Source organism: Pseudomonadota bacterium (assembly GCA_011049115.1).
Lineage (GTDB): Bacteria > Desulfobacterota > Anaeroferrophillalia > Anaeroferrophillales > Tharpellaceae > DSCM01.
Genome location: DSCM01000051.1, coordinates 32,510 through 57,804, shown reverse-complemented (window position 1 = coordinate 57,804; position 25,295 = coordinate 32,510). Strand labels below are relative to the sequence as shown.

At 52.3% G+C, this 25,295-nt stretch carries 23 protein-coding genes and 1 tRNA gene; 21 read left to right on the top strand and 3 right to left on the bottom strand.

The genetic code is table 11. The annotated features are described in order from the left end of the window. Nucleotides 1-60: 60 nt before the first annotated feature. Nucleotides 61-930 carry an electron transfer flavoprotein beta subunit/FixA family protein gene (locus ENN66_04380; protein ID HDS15843.1) on the bottom strand — a complete coding sequence of 290 codons (870 nt, stop codon included), beginning with the start codon at nt 928-930 and terminating at the stop codon, nt 61-63. A gap of 783 nt (nt 931-1,713) precedes the next feature. Between ENN66_04380 and ENN66_04375 the strand changes: the two genes are divergently transcribed. The 6 genes from ENN66_04375 (at nt 1,714) to rpoD (ending at nt 10,455) form a co-directional block, all read left to right on the top strand. Beyond that, a complete protein-coding gene (locus ENN66_04375; protein HDS15842.1) occupies nt 1,714-2,718 on the top strand; it encodes a DmsE family decaheme c-type cytochrome in 1,005 nt (334 codons plus the stop codon). Between the two features lies 1 nt (nt 2,719). Continuing rightward, nucleotides 2,720-4,645, top strand: a complete 1,926-nt coding sequence (locus ENN66_04370) for a hypothetical protein (protein HDS15841.1) — start codon at nt 2,720-2,722, stop codon at nt 4,643-4,645. Between the two features lie 45 nt (nt 4,646-4,690). After that, a complete protein-coding gene (locus ENN66_04365) occupies nt 4,691-5,068 on the top strand; it encodes a hypothetical protein (protein HDS15840.1) in 378 nt (125 codons plus the stop codon). Between the two features lie 547 nt (nt 5,069-5,615). Beyond that, on the top strand, nt 5,616-6,488 hold the full coding sequence (locus ENN66_04360; GenBank protein HDS15839.1) for a DUF2520 domain-containing protein: 873 nt from the start codon (nt 5,616-5,618) through the stop codon (nt 6,486-6,488). Between the two features lie 24 nt (nt 6,489-6,512). After that, a complete protein-coding gene (gene dnaG / locus ENN66_04355; protein ID HDS15838.1) occupies nt 6,513-8,357 on the top strand; it encodes a DNA primase in 1,845 nt (614 codons plus the stop codon). 142 nt (nt 8,358-8,499) lie between these two features. Continuing rightward, nucleotides 8,500-10,455, top strand: a complete 1,956-nt coding sequence (gene rpoD / locus ENN66_04350) for an RNA polymerase sigma factor RpoD (protein ID HDS15837.1) — start codon at nt 8,500-8,502, stop codon at nt 10,453-10,455. A gap of 157 nt (nt 10,456-10,612) precedes the next feature. Here the strand turns inward: rpoD and ENN66_04345 are convergent, their stop codons facing one another. Next, complete coding sequence (locus tag ENN66_04345; protein ID HDS15836.1) at nt 10,613-11,266, bottom strand: ribulose-phosphate 3-epimerase; 654 nt, start codon at nt 11,264-11,266, stop codon at nt 10,613-10,615. A 23-nt stretch (nt 11,267-11,289) separates the two neighbouring features. Next, entirely contained in the window at nt 11,290-12,738 is a 1,449-nt protein-coding gene (rsmB, locus tag ENN66_04340) for a 16S rRNA (cytosine(967)-C(5))-methyltransferase RsmB (GenBank protein HDS15835.1), read from the bottom strand. 205 nt (nt 12,739-12,943) lie between these two features. Here rsmB and ENN66_04335 point away from each other — a divergent pair. The 15 genes from ENN66_04335 to ENN66_04265 all read left to right on the top strand — a co-directional run bounded on the left by ENN66_04335 (nt 12,944) and on the right by ENN66_04265 (nt 25,265). Continuing rightward, a tRNA-Thr gene (locus ENN66_04335) sits at nt 12,944-13,019 on the top strand. A gap of 661 nt (nt 13,020-13,680) precedes the next feature. After that, nucleotides 13,681-14,142: a DUF1285 domain-containing protein gene (locus ENN66_04330; GenBank protein ID HDS15834.1), complete on the top strand. Its 462-nt coding sequence runs from the start codon at nt 13,681-13,683 to the stop codon at nt 14,140-14,142. Between the two features lie 126 nt (nt 14,143-14,268). Continuing rightward, on the top strand, nt 14,269-15,024 hold the full coding sequence (locus ENN66_04325) for a cytosolic protein (GenBank protein ID HDS15833.1): 756 nt from the start codon (nt 14,269-14,271) through the stop codon (nt 15,022-15,024). 3 nt (nt 15,025-15,027) lie between these two features. Next, on the top strand, nt 15,028-15,543 hold the full coding sequence (locus tag ENN66_04320; GenBank protein ID HDS15832.1) for a hypothetical protein: 516 nt from the start codon (nt 15,028-15,030) through the stop codon (nt 15,541-15,543). Further along, complete coding sequence (locus tag ENN66_04315) at nt 15,543-16,715, top strand: hypothetical protein (protein HDS15831.1); 1,173 nt, start codon at nt 15,543-15,545, stop codon at nt 16,713-16,715. Before ENN66_04320 ends, ENN66_04315 begins: the two co-directional genes overlap by 1 nt. A gap of 149 nt (nt 16,716-16,864) precedes the next feature. Then, a complete protein-coding gene (locus ENN66_04310; protein ID HDS15830.1) occupies nt 16,865-18,277 on the top strand; it encodes a dephospho-CoA kinase in 1,413 nt (470 codons plus the stop codon). Nucleotides 18,278-18,393: 116 nt separating this feature from the next. Beyond that, nucleotides 18,394-19,098, top strand: a complete 705-nt coding sequence (locus tag ENN66_04305; protein HDS15829.1) for a hypothetical protein — start codon at nt 18,394-18,396, stop codon at nt 19,096-19,098. Between the two features lie 219 nt (nt 19,099-19,317). Next, entirely contained in the window at nt 19,318-19,521 is a 204-nt protein-coding gene (locus ENN66_04300) for a 4Fe-4S dicluster domain-containing protein (GenBank protein HDS15828.1), read from the top strand. 9 nt (nt 19,522-19,530) lie between these two features. Then, complete coding sequence (gene vorB, locus ENN66_04295) at nt 19,531-20,610, top strand: 3-methyl-2-oxobutanoate dehydrogenase subunit VorB (GenBank protein ID HDS15827.1); 1,080 nt, start codon at nt 19,531-19,533, stop codon at nt 20,608-20,610. A 2-nt stretch (nt 20,611-20,612) separates the two neighbouring features. Next, entirely contained in the window at nt 20,613-21,365 is a 753-nt protein-coding gene (locus tag ENN66_04290; GenBank protein HDS15826.1) for a 2-oxoglutarate oxidoreductase, read from the top strand. A 152-nt stretch (nt 21,366-21,517) separates the two neighbouring features. Further along, nucleotides 21,518-22,060 (top strand): 2-oxoacid:ferredoxin oxidoreductase subunit gamma, encoded by a 543-nt coding sequence (locus tag ENN66_04285; protein HDS15825.1) that lies wholly within the window; start codon nt 21,518-21,520, stop codon nt 22,058-22,060. A gap of 54 nt (nt 22,061-22,114) precedes the next feature. Beyond that, nucleotides 22,115-22,678, top strand: coding sequence for a cupin domain-containing protein (locus ENN66_04280; GenBank protein ID HDS15824.1), 564 nt, complete (start codon nt 22,115-22,117; stop codon nt 22,676-22,678). A gap of 284 nt (nt 22,679-22,962) precedes the next feature. Beyond that, nucleotides 22,963-23,736, top strand: a complete 774-nt coding sequence (locus tag ENN66_04275; protein HDS15823.1) for a motility protein A — start codon at nt 22,963-22,965, stop codon at nt 23,734-23,736. Between the two features lie 14 nt (nt 23,737-23,750). Beyond that, entirely contained in the window at nt 23,751-24,503 is a 753-nt protein-coding gene (locus ENN66_04270) for a hypothetical protein (GenBank protein HDS15822.1), read from the top strand. Between the two features lie 12 nt (nt 24,504-24,515). Then, nucleotides 24,516-25,265 (top strand): hypothetical protein, encoded by a 750-nt coding sequence (locus tag ENN66_04265; GenBank protein ID HDS15821.1) that lies wholly within the window; start codon nt 24,516-24,518, stop codon nt 25,263-25,265. Nucleotides 25,266-25,295 lie beyond the last annotated feature (30 nt).

Sequence of the window (25,295 nt, the reverse complement as noted above, 5' to 3'; positions counted from 1 at the left end):
CCAAGATGGTCGCGGCCGTCATTTTTCAGGGGACCTTGATTCTGTTTGCTCAAGGGCTGGTTATCCGATGATATTATCCCGGCTGAGTTCCAGAATCAGCTCTCTGACGCCGGCATCGCTGTTGTTGATCTGTCGGCTTTCGCCGGCGGTCAGTACGACATTCTGAATCTTCTTAACTTTGGTCGGAGAGCCGGAAAGGCCGCATTGCAGCGGATCGGCGCCGATGGTTTCAACGTTCCATTCCTTGATGTGGCTCAGAATCGCGCCGCTCTCGGCGCTCAGATAACTTTCATCGTAAGAGGTGCTGCAGATCTCCTTACCGATGTTTTTATAGGCCATGACTTTTTTGGCATTGGCGGTCCGGGGTTGATTTGCGGTTCCGGTGATGGTGAGCAGTACCGGGAGCTTGCTTTTGACAATCTCAAATCCGTCTTCAACCTCCCGGGTAACGGTGATTGACTGTAGGTCGACGGTTTTGACCTCCGCGACGCAGGTAAGCTGATTCAGGTTCAGCTTTTCGGCGATCTGGGGGCCGACCTGGGCCGTGTCGCCATCAATGGCCTGTCGGCCGCAAAGGATCAGATCGTAGCGGCCGATAGTTTCGATGGCACACTTCAGGGCGTAGGAGGTGGCCAGAGTGTCGGCGCCGGCAAATCTCCGATCGGAGATCAGGATGACATCGTCAGCTCCCCGGTAAAGACATTCCTTGAGAACCTCAACTGCATTGGGTGGCCCCATGGTTAGGCAGGTGACGGAACCACCGGTTGATTCCCTGATTTTCAGGGCTTCTTCCAGGGCGTTGAGATCTTCCGGATTGAAAATTGTCGGTAAGGCTCCGCGATTGACGGTGCCGTCCTCTTTCATGGCGCTGCCCGAGACATTGTGGGTGTCGGGTACCTGCTTGACCGTAACAATAATTTTTAGACCCATACTTTTTCACCTCTTACGTTTTTTGCGCGTGTCGGGTTGCGGTTTTCAAATGCGGTTCGAAGCCCGGTCGGCGTCGCCAGTCATTTCTATTCTATTCCGAAGATGGCTTGCGGTTGTTTCGGGAGTCAGGGCTTTCCGGCTGCTGCGGCGGCGACGTAAGGAACTTTGGCCTGAAGAAGCAAAGCCGCGAGCTGACTATAAAAACTACCCCAGAGGCTAGATCGAACGAGCCTCTTAGCAAAAATAGACGGGGAATACAAGCGAAAGGTTGACTTGTATGATCAGGGGATGGCGGTCCCGAAAGGAGCGAACGGCCTTTGACTGCGAAGCGGTTGCAGTGGTGTTTTGAGCCCCTTGGGGTGGCCGGCAGTTGGTGGCGACGAGTCTATAGCGTAGTGTAAATATTTGAATATAAAGATGTTGTAGTGAAAAAAAATTCACAACAAGATTAAGATCAGACTAATTTTAGTGATTGACAGAAGGTATAAAATAATTTAATACAATCGGTGCGGCCGATGACGAAGCGGAAGCTTTTGCAATGATATTCAGCTGTGTGACGCCTGTCTGAGATGTATTTGTCATGCATTTATAATGTATGGTTCGCAGCGGCTGGTCGAGAAAAAATAAAATGTATTCCAGTTAATTTTATTCTGAAAGGAGGTGACGGGTCCTGCTGTATGCTGCCGAAGATTTCCGGGAGGGAAATCGGTTTCGGACAGGCCTGTTTCGCGAAGCGGGCGGGAATTTTTTTTCTAACGAAGGAGGAAGAGAGAGGTTATGAACATGAGAAAGCATTGGATTCTGCTGGGTGCAGGACTGCTGATGGCCTTGGTCATGAGCTTTGCCGCCTGTACTACTTTGAGTAATCAAAGAGCCAGCGTTCTCAAACTGCCGGTGCCCGTTGACGGGGCGCAGTTTGCCGGTAGCGAGTCTTGTGCTGACTGCCATGATCAACTGGCGGCAGCTTTCAGCGGCTCGATCCATGATCGAATTCTGGCGAAAGAGACGGCAATCGGCATGAAGGGTTGTGAAACCTGTCATGGCCCGGCCAGTCTGCACACTGAATCCGAAGATCCGGGCCAGATTATTTCTTTTAAGGAGCTGGAGCCTGGAACGGCGTCTGCGGTTTGTTTGCGCTGCCACAGCGATGGCGCTCATTTTGACTGGGCCGGTACGGCGCATCCGATGAACGATGTTGGTTGTCTCAGCTGTCATAAGATTCATGCTCCCGCCGTGGCCGAGAATCTGCTTGAAAAAGCCGAACCCGAACTCTGCTATGAATGTCATGCCCTGGAGCGGGCAAAAATGTACTATCCTTCCCACCATCCGGTCAAGGAGGGCAAGATGGTCTGCAGCGACTGCCATGCCAATCACGGTTCGATGGTCAAGAATCTGAAGACCGATGAGCGGCTCAACGATCTTTGCCTCAATTGCCATGCCCGTTATCAGGGACCCTTTGTTTTTGAGCATTCCCCGGTTTCCGATGACTGTACCATCTGTCATGATCCGCATGGCACGGTTTCCAATAATCTCAAGAAAGCCAATGAACCTTATCTTTGCCTGCAGTGTCATGAGCCGCATTTCCACGCCGGTCGGACCTCGAGTCCGTCGGGTATGATTACTGACTGGATGGGCAATCCGGTGGATGCGGATGCGACCTTCAATGGCAATAAGAATCTCTGGGCCCAGGCTTACGCGACCAAATGTACGCAGTGTCATTCCCAGGTTCACGGTAGTGATCTGCCATCCCAGACAGTTCCCGGACAAGGTCGGGCTTTAACCAGATAATATGACGGAAGGAGAGATCATGAAACGTTTTGCACAATGCACGATTCTGGCCCTCTGCCTGGCGCTGGTACCGGTTCTCTCGTGGGCGGGACAGACTACGGGCAGCGTCGGGATCGGGATTCAGGGGGTTGATATCGACGACTCGCGGGAAGGTGCGGCCGAGTACCTGACGGCGGATCAGGGCGGCAATGCCACCTTCGAGATGTCGATTAACGGCAATCAGAGCGGTATCAAGTACGATTTCGGAATCAACTATCTGCATGAGGATGATCTCGGCGGACGGGTGGATCTCGATTTGAAGCGCTATTTCCGCACCAAGAACAGCTACCAGAAGTTTATTCACTGGCTCGAAAACGATGACATGGTCAACTACAATGTCGACCCGGATTTTACCTTTCCGACCGGGATGTCGCTGACTCAGCCGTTGTACACGGCGGCCGGGACGAAGGCGGCTTATGGGGCTCCGACCAAGATGGGGGCCAACGTCGCCGTGGTCAGGAACGAATCCTGGGGCGATGATCTGTACGTGACCCGGGAAGAGCTGGTGTCCGAGAACGAGTTCCTGATTCCCGGGGCCGAGTTCATCAAGATTCATGCCAAATACCGGATGGAACAGCGCAAAGGCTACGAGCAGACCCGCACGAGTAGTAAATGTGGCGGCTGTCATCTGGCGGCCGACAAACACAAGATCGATGAAAAAACCCAGGATTTTTCCATCGGGGCGACGGCTCACTTAGGTCTGGTCACCCTCGATTACACCTTTCTGCGTCGGACCTTTGACGAGAATTCGGCTCCGCCGGTTAATCAGTATGTGACCGTCGGCGCCATGGATTCAAAGTTTACCTACTTCGGGAATGAAGGCGATATGGTTTATTCGTCGACCCCGGATTCGGAAAAGGATTCGCATATCGTCAAGGCCCAGGTGGCTCTGCCGCTGAACACCACCCTCTTCGGCAGCTATGTGCATACCCAGATCGACAATAACACGGCTACCGACAATGTCGTTGGTGAGGATCTGGCGATCAGTGACGACCCCAGTTACGATTACGATGCCTACGCCTTACGTCTGACCTCGTCGCCGGTGTCCTTTATGACCATGTCGTTCAAATATCGGCATGAAGATCTGGATGCCGACGACGTGGTTATCAGCTACGACGACAGCAGTTACGATCCTCTGGGGGCCGATTCCCAGGCGGTCGATCCCACCCTCTATGGTCTGCATGGTTATTCACAGGAGCATGACGGCTGGCCCTGGACCCGGGAATCGACCTTGTCGCGTGACACCGATACCTATGGGGCGGAATTCAAGTTTAAACTCTTTAAGCGCACCAATCTGGTGGCCGGGTGGGAGCGGGTGGTCGATGATCGCGACGCCGAGTGGAAAACCACCACGGATACCTATTCGCTGGCTTTGAACAGTCGGGCCGTCAAGAATCTGAGCCTGCGTCTGAAGTATGAATATGAGAATATTGACGATCCCTTTATGCACGAGCATGCCGCGTACGCCGATCCGGTGGCGATGATCGCCTGGCTGAAAGCCAACGTCGATCCGGTGGGTTGTACGCCGACGACCTGTTCGGTGCCGAACATGGCTCTTTCCGGTTCGCCGAAATCGGCGGAATACTATGTCATGTACAACAGCCGTAGTCTGGACCTGACTTCCGAGCCGGAGAGCGCGCATAAACTGAAGGCTCATCTGACCTACAATCTCAGCCCGAAGATCACGCTCAGCGGGCATGCGCACTATACCCTGGAAGAGGTCAAAATGGCCGTTCCCGGACATGGTGATAACTTCGACAAGGAAATGTACGCTTTGGGAGCCGATCTCTTTTTCGCTCCGCTTGACAATCTGACTTTTACGATTGCCTACAATTACATGGATATGGAGGACCAGGCCTTTCTCTCGGCGGTGGCCTATGGCGGCTGAGCGGGCTCCTTCGCGTCCCCAAGTTTTGGGTACACACTGTCGGATATGGAGTACAAGACCAACGTTCACACCCTGCTGTTCGGCGCCGATTTTGAAGCCAGCAAAAAGCTGAAGTTCAATGGCGGAATTATCTTCAACTGGGGCGAGGCCGAGATGGACAATCTCAGCGCCGCCTATTTCGAAGGCAAACAGCCGGCGACCTTTGGCTATGATCACGGCCTGGCTTTCAGCGTCTGGGAAGACAACAGCGATCTTAAAATCAAAGAGGTTGAGTACTATCTGGGTTGTTCCTATGATTTCAATGAACGGCTGACCCTTAATCTTAATGCCTCCTACACTGATTACAATGATGACGAGCCCTATCTTTACGATACCAGCGGCGACCTGCTTCTGGTCAATGCCGGGCTGACCTTCCGTTTCTAGTGAAGGGGCGCCGCCTTTTAGAGGGCGGAGTAATCAAAAAAGGTACCGAAGCGTAGGCTTCGGTACCTTTTTTTTGTGCCCGCGGGTCTGGCGACCGACCGGGAAGAAGCGATGTTTTTAGATCACTACCTTACAGGTTGTTTTCTTGTTTTTTTCGACATTTTTTCAACCACAACAACAAGAAACTTATCCAGCTCTGCTGGGCCAGATAAGAGCACTTCATTGTGACCAAAGGAAATACCTTTTGGTACGGGCCGTGAAGGACATTTTGGGTTGCGGGATTATTCCCGCAGTAGCGATTTGTAAATATTTTGCGTTCCGCAGCTTGACAGTCTGATGCTGGCCGGTTATCTTATACTCAGTTTTAACCTTGAAGATCAAACTCGGTCCGCGGGTTCGCGCTTCATGAATCCGTAAAATTATTGTACAAGGGAGCTTCCTTGCCTGATTTTATTGGGGATGAAGGATCACGGATTACCATCAGCCGTCGGCAAGGCCGGCGGCTCTTGTTTTTTATGCTTAGTAAGTATTTCATGGCGGCTGAAGCTTGAAATCAATCGCGATCATCGGATTAGGGCGGGTGGGCCTGGCATTGGCGGTCTTATTGTGGCGTCAGGGTTGGACCGCGCTGCGGGTTTACGATCGCAATCCTGAGAAAGTACAGCTTCTGAACCGGTGGATAGAAGGGGTCCCGGTGCACTGCGGCAGCCCGGCCGCCGCAGTGGCGGAAAGTTCCCTGGTGTTTCTGGCGGTGCAGGATCGCAATATCAAACCGTTGGCGCTGGCTTTGGCGGCCTCGCAACCGGCCGCGAATTTCTCCGGAATCTTTTTTGCTCATCTCAGTGGGGCCTTGACCTCGCTTGAGCTTTCCTCCCTGCAGGCTCTGGGGGCTTCGACCTTTTCTCTGCATCCCCTGCAGAGTCTGGCGGATCCCGCCGGCGCGATCAAGGCGTTGCCGGGAAGTTTTTTTTCCTTTGAAGGTGACGAACGGGCTTTGCCGCTGGCGGAGGAACTGGTGCGCGCGCTTTCCGGTCACTTGGTGCGCCTGGCGGCCGAGGATAAGGTTCTTTATCATGCCGCGGCGGTGGTTTCATCTAATTTTTTTATCGCTCTTGAAGGCATGGCCATCAGCATGATGGCCGGGATCGGGGTTGATGAAAATACCGCCAGACGGATGCTGTTGCCCCTGATTCGCGGCAGTTTTGAAAATCTGGAGCGGGTTTCTCCGGCCGAGGCTCTGACCGGACCGATTGTGCGGGGTGACGACGCCACGATTAGGGCTCATCTGGAAGCCTTGCGGCGGCAGTTTCCCGATTATCTTAAGGCTTATCGTCTGCTGGCCGGACTCAACCTGGAACTGGCCATGCGGCGGGGCCGGATTACGCCGGCTGATTTTCCTTCACTCGAACCGGAAGCGTGAGTTGCAGCGCCGGATTTTTCAATAATGACGTCATATTTTTTTCCACCTGAATTTGTCAATGATCTCAGGGCTCGCATTGATATTGTCGAGCTGATCAGGGACTACGTGGCTTTGACTCAGGCCGGAGTCAATTTTAAAGGGTTGTGCCCCTTTCACAGCGAAAAAACACCCTCCTTCACAGTCCATCAGGGAAAAGGGATCTTTCATTGTTTCGGGTGCGGGGTGGGAGGCGACGCCATTGCTTTTCTGAAAAGGATTGAAAATCTCTCCTATCCCGAAACCCTGGTGCGGCTGGCGACTCGGACCGGGATTGATATTTCCGTTTATGAGCAGCGCAGAGGCAGCGCCGAAGAACAGGCCCGGGCTCGTAGTGAACGGGAAAAACTGAGCCAGGCCGTGGCCGCGGCCCACGCTTTTTTTGTTCGTCAGCTGCAGGATAATTTATCCGGCAAGGCCGGGCATTATCTGGTGAAGCGAGGTATTACCCCAGCTCAGGCGAAAAACTTCGGGCTGGGTTTTGCCCCGGATACCTGGTCGGGATTGAAAGATGAGCTGCGTCGGCGCAAGGTTGCGGAAGCGGTCGCCGTCAGGGCCGGACTTTTGGTGCTCAAGGAGGGCGGCAGCCATAGTTACGATCGTTTTCGTGATCGTTTGATGTTCCCGATTCGGGATGTTTCCGGACAGGTTATCGGTTTTGGCGGGCGTTCTTTGGGTGATGCCGAGCCTAAATACCTTAACAGTCCGGAGTCTCCGTTGTTTAACAAGCGGCGTCTGCTTTATGACCTGCACCACGCTCGTTCGGGGATCGCCACGCAGGGCATGGCCTTTCTCGTCGAAGGTTACATGGATGCCCTTTCCCTCTACCTGCGGGGGATTGATAATGTCGTGGCGACGTTGGGCACGGCCTTGTCGGAGGAGAACGTCGCCGCGGTAAAACGTTATACCGGTCGGGTGGCGGTGTTTTTTGACAATGATAAAGCCGGCCGGGCGGCGGCATACCGGGCTCTGCCTCTGTTTATGGGGGTCGGTATCATGCCCGAGATTGTGCTGTTGCCGGAAGGTATCAAGGACCCGGATCAGCTCGCCCGGGGACGGGATGTCTCCGGGTTGATCAGGGCCCTTGATTGCCGGAGTTCCCTCTTTGATCTTTATCTTGAGGAAAAAGGGGCGGCGCTGAATGCTTATAATGACCGCTTGCAGTTTCTGACTCAGGTTCTGGAGATGATTATGCGGCTGCCGGATAACTCGTTGCGGGGGATGGCTTTGCGGACCGTGGCGGAGAAATTGCGGATAGCCGAAGAGATTGTGCTTGACGAATATCGTCGAATCAGGCAGAAGCGGCCGTTTCCCGGGGCTGATCCTTTCGGGGCCGCAGGGGAGAGCGCCGTATCGGGTGGCCGGGGCTCGAACCTTGCCGCGATCCGCCTAAAGACAGCGGTTTTGCCCGAGGAGGAAATTCTCGCCGCCTTGTTGCGTTACCCGCAGCTTCGGCAGGAGGTCGCCGGAGAATATCTGGAAATTGTGGAAAATCAGCCGTGTCGTCGTTTTTTTAAGGTCCTGGCTGATTATGAAGACGATCGCGAAAATGCTGATTGGCTCGGGCGACTGGCGGCTGAGGGTGAAGATGATGAGCTGGGCTCTCTGTATGCCCGGTTGGTACATCTTCCGGTTCAGGCCGAAGACGCGGAAATGGCCCGCAAGGTTGTGGCAGACTGTTTTTACAGTATGCGGCGGCGTTTGGCCCGGGATACGGGGCGTTCGCTTGATCGTGAGTTGCTCGGTTGTCGGGACGAAGAGCAGATGTTCGCCCTTCTGCGCCGTAAAATGGAGTTGAAAAAAACCTGCTGGGAACAGGCTTCCAAGGTTTGAGGTGATTTTTAATCCAGGGCCTGAATTTATTTTGGGATTTGGGGCTTGAACCTGCAGGTTTGCTGAAAAATGATTTCCTGTTAAATCTAATTCGGGCGCCGCTTTCTCGAAGCAGATTATCAACCATGTTGGTGAGGTGAAAATGTCGGTAATATTAAAAGGCGCCGTAGCGCTTGCCGGTAAGGCGAAGGGTTCGGAGACGATTATTAATTCGGATGATATCAGAAACTTAATCATCCAAGGCAAGGAGAATGGTTTTCTTTCCTATGCCCAGATCAATGATGTTCTTCCGCCTGAAGCCGTGTCCCCGGAAAAGATTGACGAAATGCTGATGCTCTTTGCGGAGATGGGTATTGAGATTATCGATGGAGAAAAGTCTCCAAAGCTCTTGGAGGCCGGAGACCGTGAAGGTAAAAATGAGCTGGGTGTCGGAAACTCGGATTCGGGCTCCGACGGCTCGTCGGAGCGTCATCATGATCCGGTGCGCATGTACCTTTGGGAAATGGGCTCGGTGCCGCTTCTGACCCGCGAAGGTGAAGTGGATATTGCCAAAAAGATTGATGAAGGCGAAAGAGAGGTAATCAAAGCCCTGCTGAAATCCGTACTGACGGTGAACAGCCTCAAGTATTTTGGTGAGTTGCTTAAAGCGGAGAAAATCAGTGTCAAATCAATCAGTCGTGATATCGAAGAGGAAGTGGAAATCGAAGAAGACCTTGATGTGATGGTCTCGCTTGATGACGAGGAAGTTGATGGTGACAGCACGGTCACGACCGACGATGATGAAGCTCTCGAAGAACAAAAAGGGGTCGCCGAACTGATTGCTTCGGAAAATGAAGCTGATCAGGATGATGAAAGTCTGGCTCAGAGAATTATCAGCGGGATTGAGAGCATAACGGAGCTTTTCTATGAGAATCGCAGTCTGCGTAATCGTCTGAAACATCCGGATGGAGATCTGCGTTATTCCGTGCAGAGAAGCTCAATTCGAGGGCGTTTGAAAGCCAATGAGCGTGAGATTATGGCCCAGTTTTACGCCATCAAGCTCAGGCCCGCGGTGATTGAAGATATTATTGCCAGCCTCAAGAGTTATGTCGACATGGGGCGTAATCTGGAGAAAATGATTGATCGGCTTGAAGCCCGCTATCAGACGCGTTTACGTAACCTGCGGATTCTGTGCCGCAATTGTCTTAAGGACGAAAGCCAACGCCAGTCTTTTTGCCGGCAGTACAAGCTGGATGCGGACAGTTTTGATGATCTCTGGTTCAGGATCGATAATCTCAGTGCCAAACTGAAAAGAATCAGCGACGAAACCGGTTTGAGCCTGGCAGATCTGAAGCGGGTGGATCAGCAGATTTCGGTGGGGGAACGCAAGGCGGAAAATGCCAAAAACCAGCTGATTAAAGCCAACCTGCGACTGGTAGTCAGTATTGCCAAGAAGTATACTAACCGCGGTCTGCAATTTCTGGATCTGATTCAGGAGGGTAATGTCGGCCTGATGAAAGCGGTTGATAAATTTGAGTACCAGCGGGGCTACAAATTCAGCACCTACGCCACCTGGTGGATTCGTCAGGCCATTACCAGGGCTATTGCCGATCAGGCGCGCACCATCCGGATTCCCGTCCATATGATTGAGACGATTAATAAATTGATTCGGACCTCCCGGGTTCTGCTGCAGGAACTGGGCCGGGAACCGACTCCGGAGGAAATCGCCGAACGTATGGATATCGCCATTGACAAGGTTAAAAAAGTCCTGAAAATCGCCAAGGAGCCGATTTCCCTGGAAACCCCGATCGGGGAGGAAGAGGATAGCCATCTGGGTGATTTCATCGAGGATAAAAAGGCGATCAACCCTCTGGATTCGGTGGTCAGAGGGGATCTCGCGACGCAGACCCAGCAGGTTTTGGGCAGCCTGACTTCAAGGGAGGAAAAGGTTTTGCGCCTGCGTTTCGGTATCGGTGAACGTTGCGATCACACCCTGGAAGAGGTGGGCCAGGATTTTGAGGTGACGCGGGAGCGGATTCGTCAGATCGAGGCCAAGGCGCTGCGTAAACTCAGGCATCCCAGCCGCAGCCGCAAACTGCGTGGTTTCCTGGAGTATTAGTCTGGTCGGTGGCTGCGAGGGCAGCGTCTTCCGCGTGGATGACCAAGGGATTGAGTTCTATCCGCAGGCCAACCCAACGTTTTCAGCTTAACGGTTTGGGGTCGATTATATGGGGTAGCCTGTTAAAGGAGAAGGCCAAACTATAAAAGGCTGGGGTTTACAACCCGGCTTTTTTTAGTTTGGCGATATTGGTTTCGTAATCAGGAGAGCTGAAAACTGCGGAACCGGCGACGAAAATATCGGCGCCGGCGGCTTCGGCCCGAGCGATATTTTCGGCGTTGATGCCGCCGTCAACCTCGATCAATAGGGGCTTCTCCCGGTTCTCGGCCAGTTTTCTGAGCCGGGAAATTTTGTTGAGGGCGGCGGGAATCATCTGCTGGCCGCCAAAGCCCGGATTGACGGTCATCACCAGGACCAGGTCGATTTCGGCGATGACATCCTCCAGCATGACGGCCGGAGTCGCCGGGTTCAGTGAAACTCCGGCTTTGAGCTGGTGGGCTTTTATCATTTGCAGCAGCCGGTGCAGATGAACCCCGGATTCCTGATGGACCGTGAGAATGTCGGCTCCGGCCGCCGCGAAGTCATCGATGTAACGCTCTGGCTCGGAGATCATCAGGTGCACGTCGAAGAGAAGTTTGCTGTGGGGGCGTAAAGCTTTGACGACCCCGGCGCCGATGGTCAGATTGGGGACGAAATGGCCGTCCATGACATCGATATGGATCAGATCCGCTCCGGCCTGGTCGAGGGCCCGAATTTCCTCGCCCAAACGACTGAAGTCGGCCGATAATATAGAAGGGGCGATCATGCGCATAGTTTTTACCTTGAAGTCTGGTTTTAGCAGGTTCTGATCAGCCGGGCGGCAAAAAAACCGTCCATGCTTTCTTCGTCGAGAAAGCTGGTTTCAAGAAAACCCTGCCGGCTGATCAGCCGACGCAGGTGGGCCGGCTCAATTTCATCGCGGCTCTGCAGTCGAAAAGCGGGGTTGCGAGCTAAAAATCTCTTCAGATTATCCTGGTTCTCCGGCTGGCTGACGGTACAGGTGGCATAGATCAAACGCCCTCCGGGGCGCAGATATCTAGAACAATTTTCCAGAATTTGCAATTGAATTACGGCCAGTTCGGCGATTTCCCGAGGACTTTTGCGCCAGCGCAGATCGGCGCGCCGGCGGATGACGCCCAGGCCGGAACAGGGGGTGTCAAGTAAGATGGCGTCATAGCTTTGCGGCCATGCGGCCGGCAACGGTTGAGTCAGATCAAGGGCCGCCGGCGTGATGGACGAGAGCTGCAGACGCAGGTTGTTTTCTGAAATCAGGCGCAGGCGTTTCCGGTCTCGATCGGCCGCGAAAATATGGCTTTGGTCCCGGCTGAGTTCCGCCAGATGGGCGCTTTTGCCGCCGGGAGCGGCGCAGGCGTCGAGAATGGTTTCTCCGGGTTTCGGGTTGACCAGTTCGCCGATGAGCTGGGCCCCCTCGTCCTGCACACTGATAAATCCCTCTTTAAACCAGGGTGAGTCGATCAGGGCGGAGGCCTGCGTGGTGCTGAAAGCGCCTGCGCTGCAGGAACCGCGGCGCAGCCCGCTGGGGCCTGCAGCGACCAGCCGGTCTAACAGCTCCGCGCGTGAAATTTTGAGCTGGTTAACCCGAAAAGTGGTGCCGGCAAAGATATTGGCCTGGCGGCAGAGCCGGCGGCATGGTTTTAGGCCGAATTCTTGTTGCCATTTTTCGACCAGCCACAACGGCAGGGAATAGTGCAGAGAGAGGTTTGCGGCCAGGTCGTTGTCTTCCGGGAGTAGTTCGGCGCTGCCCCGGCGCAGGAAGTTGCGCAGGATCGCGTTGACATAACCTTCCCGGCCCGGGGCTATGATTTTGCACAGGTTGACCGCTTCCGACACGATGGCGAATGATGGGCGGGGCCGCGCTCCCTGAGCCTCGAGTTCAAAGAGCGCCAGGCGCAGGAGGTTCTGCATGCCCGGCTGGTTGGCGCCGCCGGTGCGGCTCAGCCGGGCAATGAAATGATCAAGGCGCAAACGCTCGCGCACAACCCCGGCGATCAGGTTGGTGGCCATGGTTCTCTGGGGTGGGTTGAGATTCTTTTTCCCCAGGCGGAGAAAGTTTTCGAAGCTCGGCGTCAACGGTTGCGGTTGTTTTTCCCAGGCGACCAGAAAAAGGCAGATAGTTTGGCGAACTTCCTGGTCGCTCATGGTTGTCGGCATGGGTATGGTTTTCGACACAAAAAAACAATCGTTTGAGGGGTTGGCGGAAAATCCAAGAGAGGCGCTCTTCATAACACATTGTCGGCGTCAAGAGAAATGAATAACCGCGATTTTCGCGCGGCGCGCAGGAGGATTTTACTTTTAGCTTGCATTTTTGCCGGAAACCAACTAGAAAATCGCCCCTGAGCACGGATACAGTCCGCCTTCTGTTTTTTTGATACGGATCAGGTTCAGGTGGGTTGACTGTGACCGGGTGCAGCAGAATGATTGGTTTCCTGCCGGTGTAGCTCAGGTGGTAGAGCAACTGATTCGTAATCAGTAGGTCCGCGGTTCGAGTCCGCGCATCGGCTTCAGTAAAATCAAAGGGGTTAGGCGAAATCAACGCTTAACCCCTTGTTTCGTTTTTGGCGTTTTCTCGCCCCATCGACTGGGCGTTCCTCGGCGGGGCCGCGAAGTATCCGGATATCGGATTGCGAGGTGCCGGTTTTTTAGAGTGTGATACCTGAAAAACCTGATAAATTATGTTGCAATACTGGTAAAAGTCTGGTAATTTTCCCCCATGCAACACCCTTAATATCAGAAAAAAATCGGGCTGGTAAACCGAAAGGTTAATTTGCGTTCGCAGTTGCTTATATACTGAAAATTTTCAATTAACGGCCATGTAACCCCGTTGCTATCAAAGCCAATCAATAAATTGACTAAGATAGCTGTCCTGTGCGTTGAGCGCTTTGTCGCTGGCCCTAATGTGTGGCCGCGGTAGCGGTCTTAGGGCGCTATTCAGCGCAGATAGTTTCAGCTTGTGTTGAGACGTGAACATCAGGAAAATCGGGGACATGTCCTGATCTCTGCAAAAAATCGGGAAGGAATCGGGATCGTCCCCCCTGATTTTCCGGATTGGCTGAATAGTAACTTTTCGTTCTTCAATCTTTAAAATTAGTTGATTGATAGATCTTGCCCAGTTTAATTAGGGTTGTGCTTTGCGGGATTTATATATATTAACTCAAGAAGGTCAGCATGGAACAGACAGAGGATTATATCTTGATCGATGGTCAGGGACAATGGTGGTATGAAGGCAATCAGATTATTCATCCTGAGGTTCTTGCTCTCTTTAAGTCTTCGCTGATTGTCGATCCGGCCGGCGGCAATTATTTTATTGATTATAAGGGTAAGCGAGCTCCGGTCAGGGTTGAGAAAACCCCTTTCTTCATTCATGATATCGAGGTGAAAAGAAATGGTGAGGGCGACCCGCTTGAAATCATCCTGGTTTTGGATGACGGCACCCGGGAAATCCTCGTTCCGTCGACTTTGGCGCTGGATGATTCAGGGGCTCTGCGGGCGCGGGTGAAGAATGATCGTTTTGCCGCCCGTTGTCTGCCGACGGCCCATTTTCGTCTGGCAGAGCTGTTGCGGGAAGATGAGGGCGTCTTTTTTTTGGTTTTGGCGGGCCATAAATACCGATTGGAAAGCCGTACTTGATTTTGGGACCGAGGCGCAGCCCGGGGCTGATTATGCGTGCTTGAACCGGAGTAAAAATGTTTTGGCAAACAGATAATCAAAGGCTTGCAAAAGTAATATTTCTTTAAAAGTAAAGGGAGGTTGGCGATGAACGACATGAGTAAAATTATCAACGAAGCTGACGATGCGTTGCTGGTCAAAATGGTGATTGATTCCTTTCGTCGGACCATGGTTCACTACGGTTGCTGGTTTGCCGAGGTTGAACATCAGCTTGGAATGGAAAAGGCTCTGGCGGTGGAAAAGAAAGCCTGGGCAGGCAGTTTCAGTAATCAGCTCAGTCGTCTGGCCAAGATTTTTGGGTTCGAACTCAAAGACGGGGTGCCGGCCCACTTGTCCGGACTTTCCCGGGAAGCTTTGATTGATCTGTTGAAGAATCTGGGGGTCAACTGGCTGGCGAACGATGGCATCTGGTTTCAGGCGGTTGAAAGTGAGTTTGGCATGATTGATGCCAAACGCTGCAATGACACCTGCTGGACCCGCTATTCCCCTTATGAGGCGGAGCGTGTTAAGGAACTTCTCGGTTTGCCGGATAACGGCGGCATTCCTGCTTTGAAACAGGCCTTGGCATTTCGTATGTATGCCTTGATCAATAAACAGTCGATTGAGGATGTTGATGCGAACACGATTATTTTTCGCATGAATGAATGCCGGGTTCAGGTCGCCCGGCAGCGCAAGGGACTGGAAGATTATCCCTGCAAATCGGCCGGGATGGTTGAATACCCCTATTTCGCTCGGACGATCGATTCCCGGATCGCAACCGAGTGTCTTGGTTGTCCGCCGGACAAACATCCGCAGGAGTGGTTTTGTGCCTGGAAATTCACGCTGAGCGAGCAGGTAAAGTAATCCATGGCCAATAATATTCTTAAATATTCCATGAATCGCGGCACCAGCGTCGAGAAAATAAATGAAAATGATTTACTTTCGGTTTGTCGCTTACGTGATACTCTGACCGATGCCGAGGTCAGGCTTGAGGTGAAAATGCCGGATCTTGAAATTGTCGGCATCTCTGGTCATTATACGCACGCATATCATGATGAAATAGCCGATCTGGATCAGCGGCTACAAAAGGTCCTGGGGGTGCGAGTGGGTACCGGCATGCTGAAAATCATCAAGGGTCTGCTGGGAGAAGATAAAAACTGCGACGAGCTGGTCTATATGGTCGAGGAATGTTGTCATGGGATTATTCTGACCTTGACCAAGAAGGTACTGCTCAAGGCGCCTGACGACGAGGCCGGCAAGATCGTTTTTTACTCGGAAATGGTCAAAAAAAACATTCGTCTTTACGATCGCTGTGCAGCTTTTGCCAAAGGGACGCCGTTGGTGGCCGAGCTTGAGGCGGAATCGGCGGGAGGGCAGGGCTGATGTTGAAATTTATGCGCAACAAGATTGTGAATGTTGCTCGTCTGGATCAGGAAACCCTGGCTGTACATGGAGTTCTGGATGATTCAATCTACAGCCTGGAGCTCAATTTCAAGGCCAGGATCAGCGATCTGGTCTGTTTCGAGATCGAAGGGCGCTGGCTGCGCTGGACGACGCCGGAATGTCCCAGGGCGCTCAATTTTCTGGATGAGGCCGAAGGTTTTTGTCTGGCGGAGGGGATCGATAATACAATTCACAAGACCATCGGTCGCCGGGCTTGTCGCCATTTTGCTAACCTTTTTATCGACTGTGCCGGGGCCCTGCGGGAAACCGTTAAGCTGTTGCAGTGGGAGGCGGCCCGGGAGCATGATCCGGAGCTGACTTTTCGACAGTTTAGGCTGAATTCGGAAACCGGAGCGTGCACAGGGGATGGTTCAAAGGGGACGACTTCCCTGGCTTTCGGGGCCGACGCGGAAAACTGCAGCTCTGAACAAAAATCTAGCCAGGCAAAGATTCTTGCCACGTCGCCAAAGGCGGACGCGGCGTCGTTTGTGGTTGACCTGCATGTGCATACCTCGCCGGCCTCGCCTTGTGCTTCAGATAGTGTCGATGAGATGATTATCGAGGCCAAGCGCATCGGGCTCAACGGAATTTGTCTGAGTGATCATAATTTTCTCTGGTCTGCGGAAGAAATCGCAAGTCTGCGCCGAAAACATGATTTTCTGGTTTTGCGGGCTAATGAGATCGTAACCGAGCAGGGAGACATGCTGGTTTATGGTTTTTACGAGGATATTCAGGGTATTATTCGTTTGGCTGAGCTTAAGAAACGGGTTGCGACCGTGGGCGGGTTTATCGTGGCCGCTCATCCTTTTCGTGGTTTTCTGACCTTTGGGGCTGACGATGTCGGTTTGACCCCGGAAAAAGCCATGACCCGGGAGATGTTTAAGTGGGTGGACGCGGTGGAAACCATGAATGGCAAGGTTACGGCCACCGAGAATAATCTGGCCCGGGAGGTTGCTTTGGGTCTGGGGTTGCCGGCGATCGGCGGCAGTGACGCGCATGATGTATCATCGGTAGGCATCTATGCTACCGCCTTTACGCGGAGGCTCAGGAATGAGGAGGATCTGCTCGCGGTTTTGAAACAGGCTGACTGTCGTCCGGTCAGCTTTCGTTGATTATTGAAACATTGAAACTCTGAAGGGATAGCCGGATTCAGGCTTGGTAGGATATTGAGCCTGCATCCGGCCAATCAGTTTCCGACCTGCTTAAAGAGCCCGGGGGCGCCGGGATTTGGGCCGGAGATGATTTTTAAGGACTATGGATTATGAAAACTGAAAAGGATTGGGAAAGAATAGTTAGGCGTTTTGAGCGGTTGTTGCGCTTGAAATCATTCCCTGTAGCCTTTAAAATGCTGGAAAGCCGAAAAGAACTAGAGGTTATCCCTTTTCTGCGTCGGCCACAGAATAAAATGACCATGTGTCAGATGATTAATCTGGTGCGCAACTTTGACTGGAGTGTCGGAGCTGAAATCAAGGATTTTCTTTTTGCCTCCTGTTCTTCCATTCTGGGTCTGCAGGAGTTGCCCGAAAGTCATCGGGATGGAACCTTTCGCAACATTGTCTGGGTTGCCACCAAAGAGGACGGCCGTAAGTTTGAACGGTCGATTCCCAGGCTGCCGGTTGGTCGTTATCAGGCGCTGGCCATGGCGCCGCTGGTGTATAATCCGTTTGATCCGGATATCGTTTTGATTTACGCTAATCCGGCCCAGATGATGTTGTTGGTCAACGCTCTGCAATTTGTCGATTACGAGGTTATGCAGTTTTTTTGTGTCGGCGAGTCTTCCTGCGCCGATGCGATTGTGCGCTGTTATCGGGACCAGAAAGCCTCGCTGGCTTTGCCTTGTTACGGCGAGCGTTGTTACGGTCACACTCAGGATGACGAACTGGTGATGGCTCTGCCAGCCGCTCTGATGGAGAAAGCTTTGTCCGGTCTTGAAGCTCTTTATCGCCGGGGGGTGCGTTATCCGATCAGTTTTGCTGGAGCCAGTTGTGATTTGACTTCAGTCTTCCCGCCGGCATATCTCGGGCTGGAAGAGATGATGAAAAAGGTCAAAGGTGACGGACGGCATTTTCTTCTCGGGGTTACCGGGGGGATCGCCAGTGGCAAAAGTACGGTTTCGAAGATGCTTGGCGAGCTGGGTTCACCCTTGATTGACTTTGATCTGATTGCCCGCCAAGTGGTTGAACCTGGGACCTCGGGTCTGGCCCGGATTGTCGATTATTTTGGGCGTCAAGTGCTGGCGGAGGACGGCAGCCTGGATCGTAAAAAACTTTCCGATATCGTTTTCGGGGATATGGAAAAACGCAAAAAACTAGAAAGTTTTACCCACCCGCCTATTTACGAGGAATTTTTTCGTCAGACTGCTGCCATTGCGGCCAGGAACCCGGACGCCGTTATTCAGGTAGCCGTACCTCTTTTGATAGAGCTGAATCTGCAGTATCTTTTCGATAAGATTCTGGTTATTCATGTGCCGGCTCAGATTCAGGTTGAGCGCCTGGCGCAGCGTGATGGAATCAGTGAGGCTGAAGCCGCAAACATTCTTAAGGCGCAGCTGCCGATTGATGAAAAATTGCAATTTGCCGATTTTGTGGTTGATAATACAGGAGATCTTGCGTATACCAAAAAACAGGTTGCGAAGATCTGGAATGATCTTCAGGAGGGTCGCTTGGCTTCTTAAAGAAAGGCTGGCGCAAGCGGGGCGACCATGATTTCGTTTAATCCAGCCGCGGTTGCTGTTGTCTGGAGCAGCTCGTTCGCGGTGGAACTTTTCTGGAACAGGAGGTTCCCTGAGAAATGCCAGAGAGCTTGCCGTTTGCCCCCTACCAGCTAGTGGAAGTCGCCAAAATCCTGGCCGGCGAAAAATATCAAAGTCATTTGCTGACCAGGGTTGGGGATACCATTATCATAGACCGCCCCAAGCGTCAGGCCAAAAGCGGTGGTTGGCGCTATTTCGACTCGGTTTATGTTAATAATCTTCTTTACTTAAATTATGAACACAAAGGTTTCAGCTATCAGTTCAAAACCTCGGTTCTCAAGGTCAGTTATATTCCATTTTATCACCTTTGCTTGAAAACACCCGAACTGCGAGAGATCAAACAGGTCAAAATCTGGAGTGCCCCCCGTTATCAGAGTTACACGCCGGTAACTCTGAGTGGTATGCACAAGGATGGTTACAAAGTGCTCTTGTCGCCATGTTCTTACGTGGTGGATATTGGTCCGCAGGGTGTCGGAATTCTGAGTCGGCACCGGGTTCCGCGTAATTTTCTTCTGGAAATGAGTCTGGCCGCCGATAGTCGTTTGCAGATTCAATGCCGCCTCAAAAATGTCAAGTCCGGGCGTCCCGATGGTTACTACTGTTACGGTTGTGAGATCGAAAAGGTCAGTGATCCTCAGGGCTTTGCCGAATATCTGGAATTTTTGGCGGCGGCGGCTGACTTTTTCTCGAAAATTCCGACGGATGTCGGCACGGACGATTTTTCCTTTTATACCTTTGTCTGAGCCGGTTTGAAGGCGGATTTTTTAGATTGACAAGTATTGAAGTAAGCCATTATAAAGTTTCCTTATCTGAGTGGTAAAACAGTAGTGACAGGTTTGTTTTTGAACTGAGCGCAGGGCTTAAAATGCGTAGGAGCGACCAGGAGTTGCGGGAGAAACCTGCGGCGCCGCTGAGCTTGCGCGGAAGTCAAAAACGCCGGTTCCCTGGAGAAATAAAAGGTTATGGCGAAAATTGAGATTGATATCGAGCGCTGTAAAAGTTGCGGGCTCTGTGTTGAGGTCTGCCCGGAGGCAATTCTAGAAATTGGAGCAGGGATTAATCTGGGAGGTTATCAGTATGTGGTGGCGATGCGGCCGGAAGCCTGTGTCGGTTGCTGCCGTTGCGCTGAAATGTGTCCTGATGTGGCGATAGCTGTCTGGAGGTAAGAGGGTTAGATGAACAAGCCGAAGAAGGTTTTTGCGAAAGGTAATGAAGCGATTGCGATGGCCGCGATCAATGCCGGGTGTTTTTATTATTTCGGCTATCCGATTACCCCGCAGAACGAGATCCCTGAATATATGGCGGAGCATCTTCCGGCGGTCGGCGGTGAATTTCTGCAGGCTGAAAGTGAAATAGCGTCAATCAATATGTTAATAGGGGCAGCGGCCACCGGGGCACGGGTTATGACTTCGTCAAGCGGCCCGGGGATTTCTTTGATGCAGGAAGGTTTTTCCTATTTTGCCGGGAACGAACTGCCCGCCGTAGTGGTCAATATGAGCCGTCAGGGACCGGGGCTGGGTGGTATTAACGCGACGCAGGGAGATTATTTTCAGTCGGTTAAAGGAGGTGGGCACGGAGATTATAAACTGATCGTCCTGGCTCCTCACACCGGGCAGGAGCTTTACGATCTGACGATCAGGGCCTTTGAGTTGGCTGAGAAATATCGGATGCTGACCTTGATTTTAGGGGACGCGATTTTGGGCCAGATCAAGGAACCGATTATTCCCTGGTTGCCGGAAAAGACCAGCGGAGGAGAGGATCGTGATTGGTTGATTACCGGCGCCAAAGGGCGTCCGGCCCGTTTGATCAAATCCTTGTTTCTTGCCGACGGGGAAATGGAAAAGCACAACTGGCATTTGCAGGCCAAATATGAGCTCCTGGAGCGCGACGATGTCATGGTCGAGGAACTTGATACCGAGGATGCAGAACTGGTGGTGGTCGCCTTTGGCAGTGTCGCGCGAATTGTCAAGACCGCCGTGGCTCAGGCTCGGGCCGAAGGTATGAAGGTGGGTTTAGTTCGGCCGATCACGCTCTTTCCTTTTCCCCGCCGGGTCTTGTTTCGGACCGGTGGCCGGGTCAAAAAATTTCTTGTTGCCGAGATGAACACCGGGCAAATGGTTGAGGATGTCCGGCTCTCTTTACCGGGGGATTGCAAGGTGGATTTCTATGGACGTCCCGGAGGTTCAGTGCCGACGCCGGAGGACCTCTACGTCAAAATTCGTGAAACTTGCGAAAAAAATAAACAGGAAAGCTAATCATGAAGCAGATTTTCAAACGACCCCGGTCGATGACGGATAAACCGTTTCATTTTTGTCCGGGATGTCATCACGGCATTGTTCACCGGCTGGTGGCTGAGGCTTTGGACCATTTTTCCCTGCGCGAAAAAACGGTTGGAATTGCTTCTGTCGGTTGTTCAGTCTTTCTCTATGACTATTTCGATGTTGATGTGATCGAGGCCCCCCATGGTCGGGCTGCGGCGGTGGCCGCCGGCACCAAAAGGGTTCTCAAGGAGAATATCGTTTTTACTTATCAGGGGGATGGCGATCTTGCCGCGATTGGGACGGCCGAGGTGATCCATGCGGCCAATCGTGGCGATAATATCACTATCATCTTTGTCAACAACGGGATTTATGGGATGACAGGGGGACAGATGGCTCCTACGACCATGCTGGGCCAGCGCAGTACGACCTCGCCCTATGGCCGCGACAACAATCGCGATGGCTATCCGATCAAGATGACGGAAATGCTGGCCGCTCTAGAAGGCCCCTCGTTGGTTGCCAGGGTTGCGGTCAATACTCCCGGAAATGTCAAAAAAGCCCGGAAGATCATACGCCAGGCTTTTCAGATGCAGATTGAGGGTCGAGGTTTTTCCTTTGTCGAGGTCCTTTCCACCTGCCCGACCAACTGGGGGATGACTCCGCAGGCAGCCAATAAACGGATTGCCGAGGAGATGATTCCTTATTTCCCTCTGGGTATCTTGAAACAGAAAGATGTTGTTGACGTTCTTTAGTGCCTGACAGTTCATTTTCGGTTTGAAAAAAACAAGAAAATGAACTGATGAAAGTACTTATTTGCGACCATCGGTAGCGCCGTCAGGTGCGGGCTGACAAGGCCGCTTGGGTTGCGGGGCTTATTCCCGCATTAGAGACAGGTTAGGATATTATGTATAATGATGTAATCATGGCTGGTTTCGGCGGCCAAGGAATCATGTTGATTGGTAACCTGCTGGCCTATGCGGCTATTCATGAGGATAAAAATGTTACCTTTCTGCCCTCCTATGGGGTTGAAATGCGGGGCGGCACCGCGAATTGCTCGGTGGTGATTGATGAACGTCCGATTGGCTCGCCGGTGGTCGGGAGGCCGATGTCGCTGATTATCATGAATCGCCCTTCCCTGATTAAGTTCGAGTCCCGAATCAAAGCCGGAGGGATTGTCATCTTGAATCAGACCTTGGTTTCCCCTGATGCCTCGGAACGCGATGATATCGATTTACTGGCTCTGGATCTCAATGCCCTTTCTGAAGCTGCGGCGGGCAATAACCGGCTTGCCAATATGGTGGCTTTAGGGGCCTATGTCCAGAAAAGCGGGGTCGTGGCCGTGGCCTCGGTGACGGCGGCTTTGGCGGATGCCCTGAATCCTAAATATCATAAAATGATTCCAGCCAATCAAAAGGCCATCGAAGCCGGCGCCGCTGCGGTCGCCTGAGCGGTAGCTCTTCAGTCAACGGAGCGGGACCGGTAATTTGTTGAGGTGATATGCATGGAAGAAGTAAAGGTCGGAGAAAAAATAAAATCACTGCGTCAGAAGGCGAAAATTTCTTTGCAGGAGCTTGCGGAAAAGAGTGGTTATTCCACGGCAGTGCTTTCGCAGATTGAAAATCATCTGGTTTCACCTTCGCTGGGGGTGTTGGTTCATCTGGCCAAGGCCATGGGGGTCAGCATCGGTACCTTTTTCGGTCAGCATGAGACCGAGCCCTTCACCCTGATTCGTAAAGGGGAGGAACATATTGTTTCCCGCTTTGCCTCCAAGGAGGGGGTGCGCTACGGTTATACTTATCAGTCTTTGGGGGCTGGTAAAAAAGACCGGCGCATGGAGCCGTTCATTGTCACGCTGGAACCTGCGACCATTAAAAATGATAAGTGTTACGGGCATGAGGGGGAAGAGTTTATCTATGTTCTCGAAGGGCGGATAGATGTAACTCTGGGAGATCATACTGATGTGTTGGATGAGGGTGACTGTATTTATTATGACTCAATGATTCCGCATCGGGTCCAGTGTCATGGCGGGACAACCGCACGGATTCTGGCGGTTGTCCATCCATAGTTTACGCAAGTCGCGACAAAGATTTTTAAGGCGGACCCTGGGCTGAGGGCCGCCTTTTTTTTGCTTATCGGCATGATTTTATGACAACTGTCAAGGTCTTGACACCCGGTTCCGGTCGTGAGAAAATTTATTTTCTTTTTTCCCGGGTTAATGATACTGTTTTGGGCAGGGAATTGCTTTTCAGATAGATGGCATGATCATTGCTGCGCTCTTGGTTGAGTTAAGCATACTCTTGAGTTAACAGAACAGGCTTGGCCCGGAATCTTTCAGGAAAAAGGGAGTCCATGGATTTCGCTACAATTTTGGGAGTGTTCTCAGCTTTTTCCCTGGTGCTTGCAGCGATTGCCGGTGACGGTGGTTTGCTGGTTTTCTGGAACCTGCCCTCGTTGTTGATTGTTATCGGCGGCACCTTCGGGGCGACTTTGATTAATTATCCTCTGGTTGAGTTTGCCAATCTTTTACGTTACCTCAAAAACGCTCTTTTTACAGATCGAATGCCTTTAAGTGAGGATATTGAGTTTCTCGTTCAATTAGTTAGAGACTCGCGCAAGGATGGTATCCTTGCGCTTGAAAATCACAGCAATGATGTTACGTTGGATCCCTTTATGCGCCAGGGACTGGTTCTGCTCGTAGATGGTCTGAAGGCGGACATGATCGAGGAAATCCTCTCGCTTGATATTGACAGTATGCGTGAACGGCATGAACTCGGGGCCAATATTTTTACCACGATGGGGACCATCGCGCCGGCCATGGGGCTGGTGGGAACTCTGATCGGACTTGTGCAGATGTTGCAAAGAATGAATGACCCCGAAACTATCGGACCAGCCATGGCCGTGGCCCTGCTTACCACTTTTTACGGGGCGGTGCTGGCCAATTTTATTTTTCTGCCTTTAGCCGGTAAGCTGCGGCGGCGCAGTCAGCGGGAACTTTTTTCACGCCGATTGATTGCTGAAGGTCTGGTGGCCATCGCCCGGGGTGATAATCCCCAGATTTTACAGTACCGTCTTGAAGCCTTCTTACCACCTACCTGGCGTAAATCTCGTGTCGTTAAGGTGTAAGTCTAGGTTCGCAGATGATTAAAACACGGTTTTCGGCGGGTTCAGATAACGGGAACAATCCTATCCTGGCGCCGTTGATGGCCTCGTTGAGCCTTATTCTGATTGCGTTTTATATTCTTTTTTATTCGATGACGGCGATTGACGAAAGCAAGAGGGCAGCCGCAGTAGGTTCTCTGCAAGGAAGTTTTGGAGGTATTGACGGTGGTTTTAATAGTCAGGAGCCGGTAAGCCCGGAAGCCCGGTTGCTGGATGCCTCGTTGCTGGAGGAGAGAAGTTCTGATCTTAGAGCTAAAATAGACAGTTTTTTGCATCGTCGGGCTTTGCGGAGCGGAGCGGTAGATGTCTTTGCCGAAGATCAGGGCATCATGATTAATTTGCCGCATGCATTGCTTTTCCATGAACAAAGCGATCGTCTTAGCGAAACGGGAACAGCCTTATTGCTGAAAATCGCGGAATTTCTAAGGGGACTGACCCAGGTTCGCTTCGAACTGTACGATTTTACCGCTCCCGGGGGAGGCTCTGCAGAGGTTTCGCGACAGTTGTCCTTGGCGGCGCTACGGGCAGGCAGGGTCTATAATCTGATGACGATTCAGGGAGGGTGGCCGGCTGCTCGGGTGCTGGCTTTCGGGCGTGTGGCCCCGGTTGCCGGGGAGAGCGCCGGGAGCTTGCCCGGAGATACTCTGCGGATCAGGGTGATTGGCGGTGTGCCGGCTTATGGCATGGATGGTCGGCCCGCTAAGCTTCGGGTTGGAGATTTCACTTTTTAAGGAGCTGTAAAGATGGGGCGGCTGAGGCGAGGAACCGGAAGCTTGATTTCGCGTGAACCTTGTGCTGGTGATGGCTGGATGGTGACTCTATCGGACATGCTCCTCTTGTTGCTGACTTTTTTTGTGCTCCTGATCTCCATGTCATCTTTTGATAAGGACTTGCTGCAAAAGGTTTTTGGTGGTCTGCTGCCCGCGGCTTCGGGGGTTTTGAATCGAGGCACAAGTCTTAATCTGGATGTTCCGGTAGCAGAGATTCACGGTTTGTCGAGGGTGCGCGACCTGAACTATTACGAAAAGCTTTCCGAACCACTTTCCCGTCTTTTGGATCAACTGGAAAATCAACTTGGAAAGACGGGTTTGGCGGTGGAAGTTGTCGATCAGGGACTTCGGCTGGAGCTTGCCAGTGATCAGCTTTTCGGTACCCTGGATGATGATCTGAAAAGCCAGGGCAAGGTCGCTTTGCGTTATCTTGAGAAATTTTTCCGGACGTGGGCTGGCCCCATCGAAATTGAAGTTTATACGGATAATTTCCCTTTGCAGACCGTACGGTTTCCCGACAACAAGGTGCTGGCCGCCGCACGGGGCGGTCGCCTGACGGAGTATCTGATCCACGCAGGTTTTAAACCGGAGCGTTTTTCACTGGTGGCATATGGTTCGGACCGGGGTTTAGTTGCCAATGATACTCCGGAGCATCGGCGACGTAACCGAAGGGTTGTTTTTTATTTGCCTGAATGGCTGGCCGCGTCGGATGGGGAAAAATGAAATATTGATTGAAATATCAGTTTGGGGGAG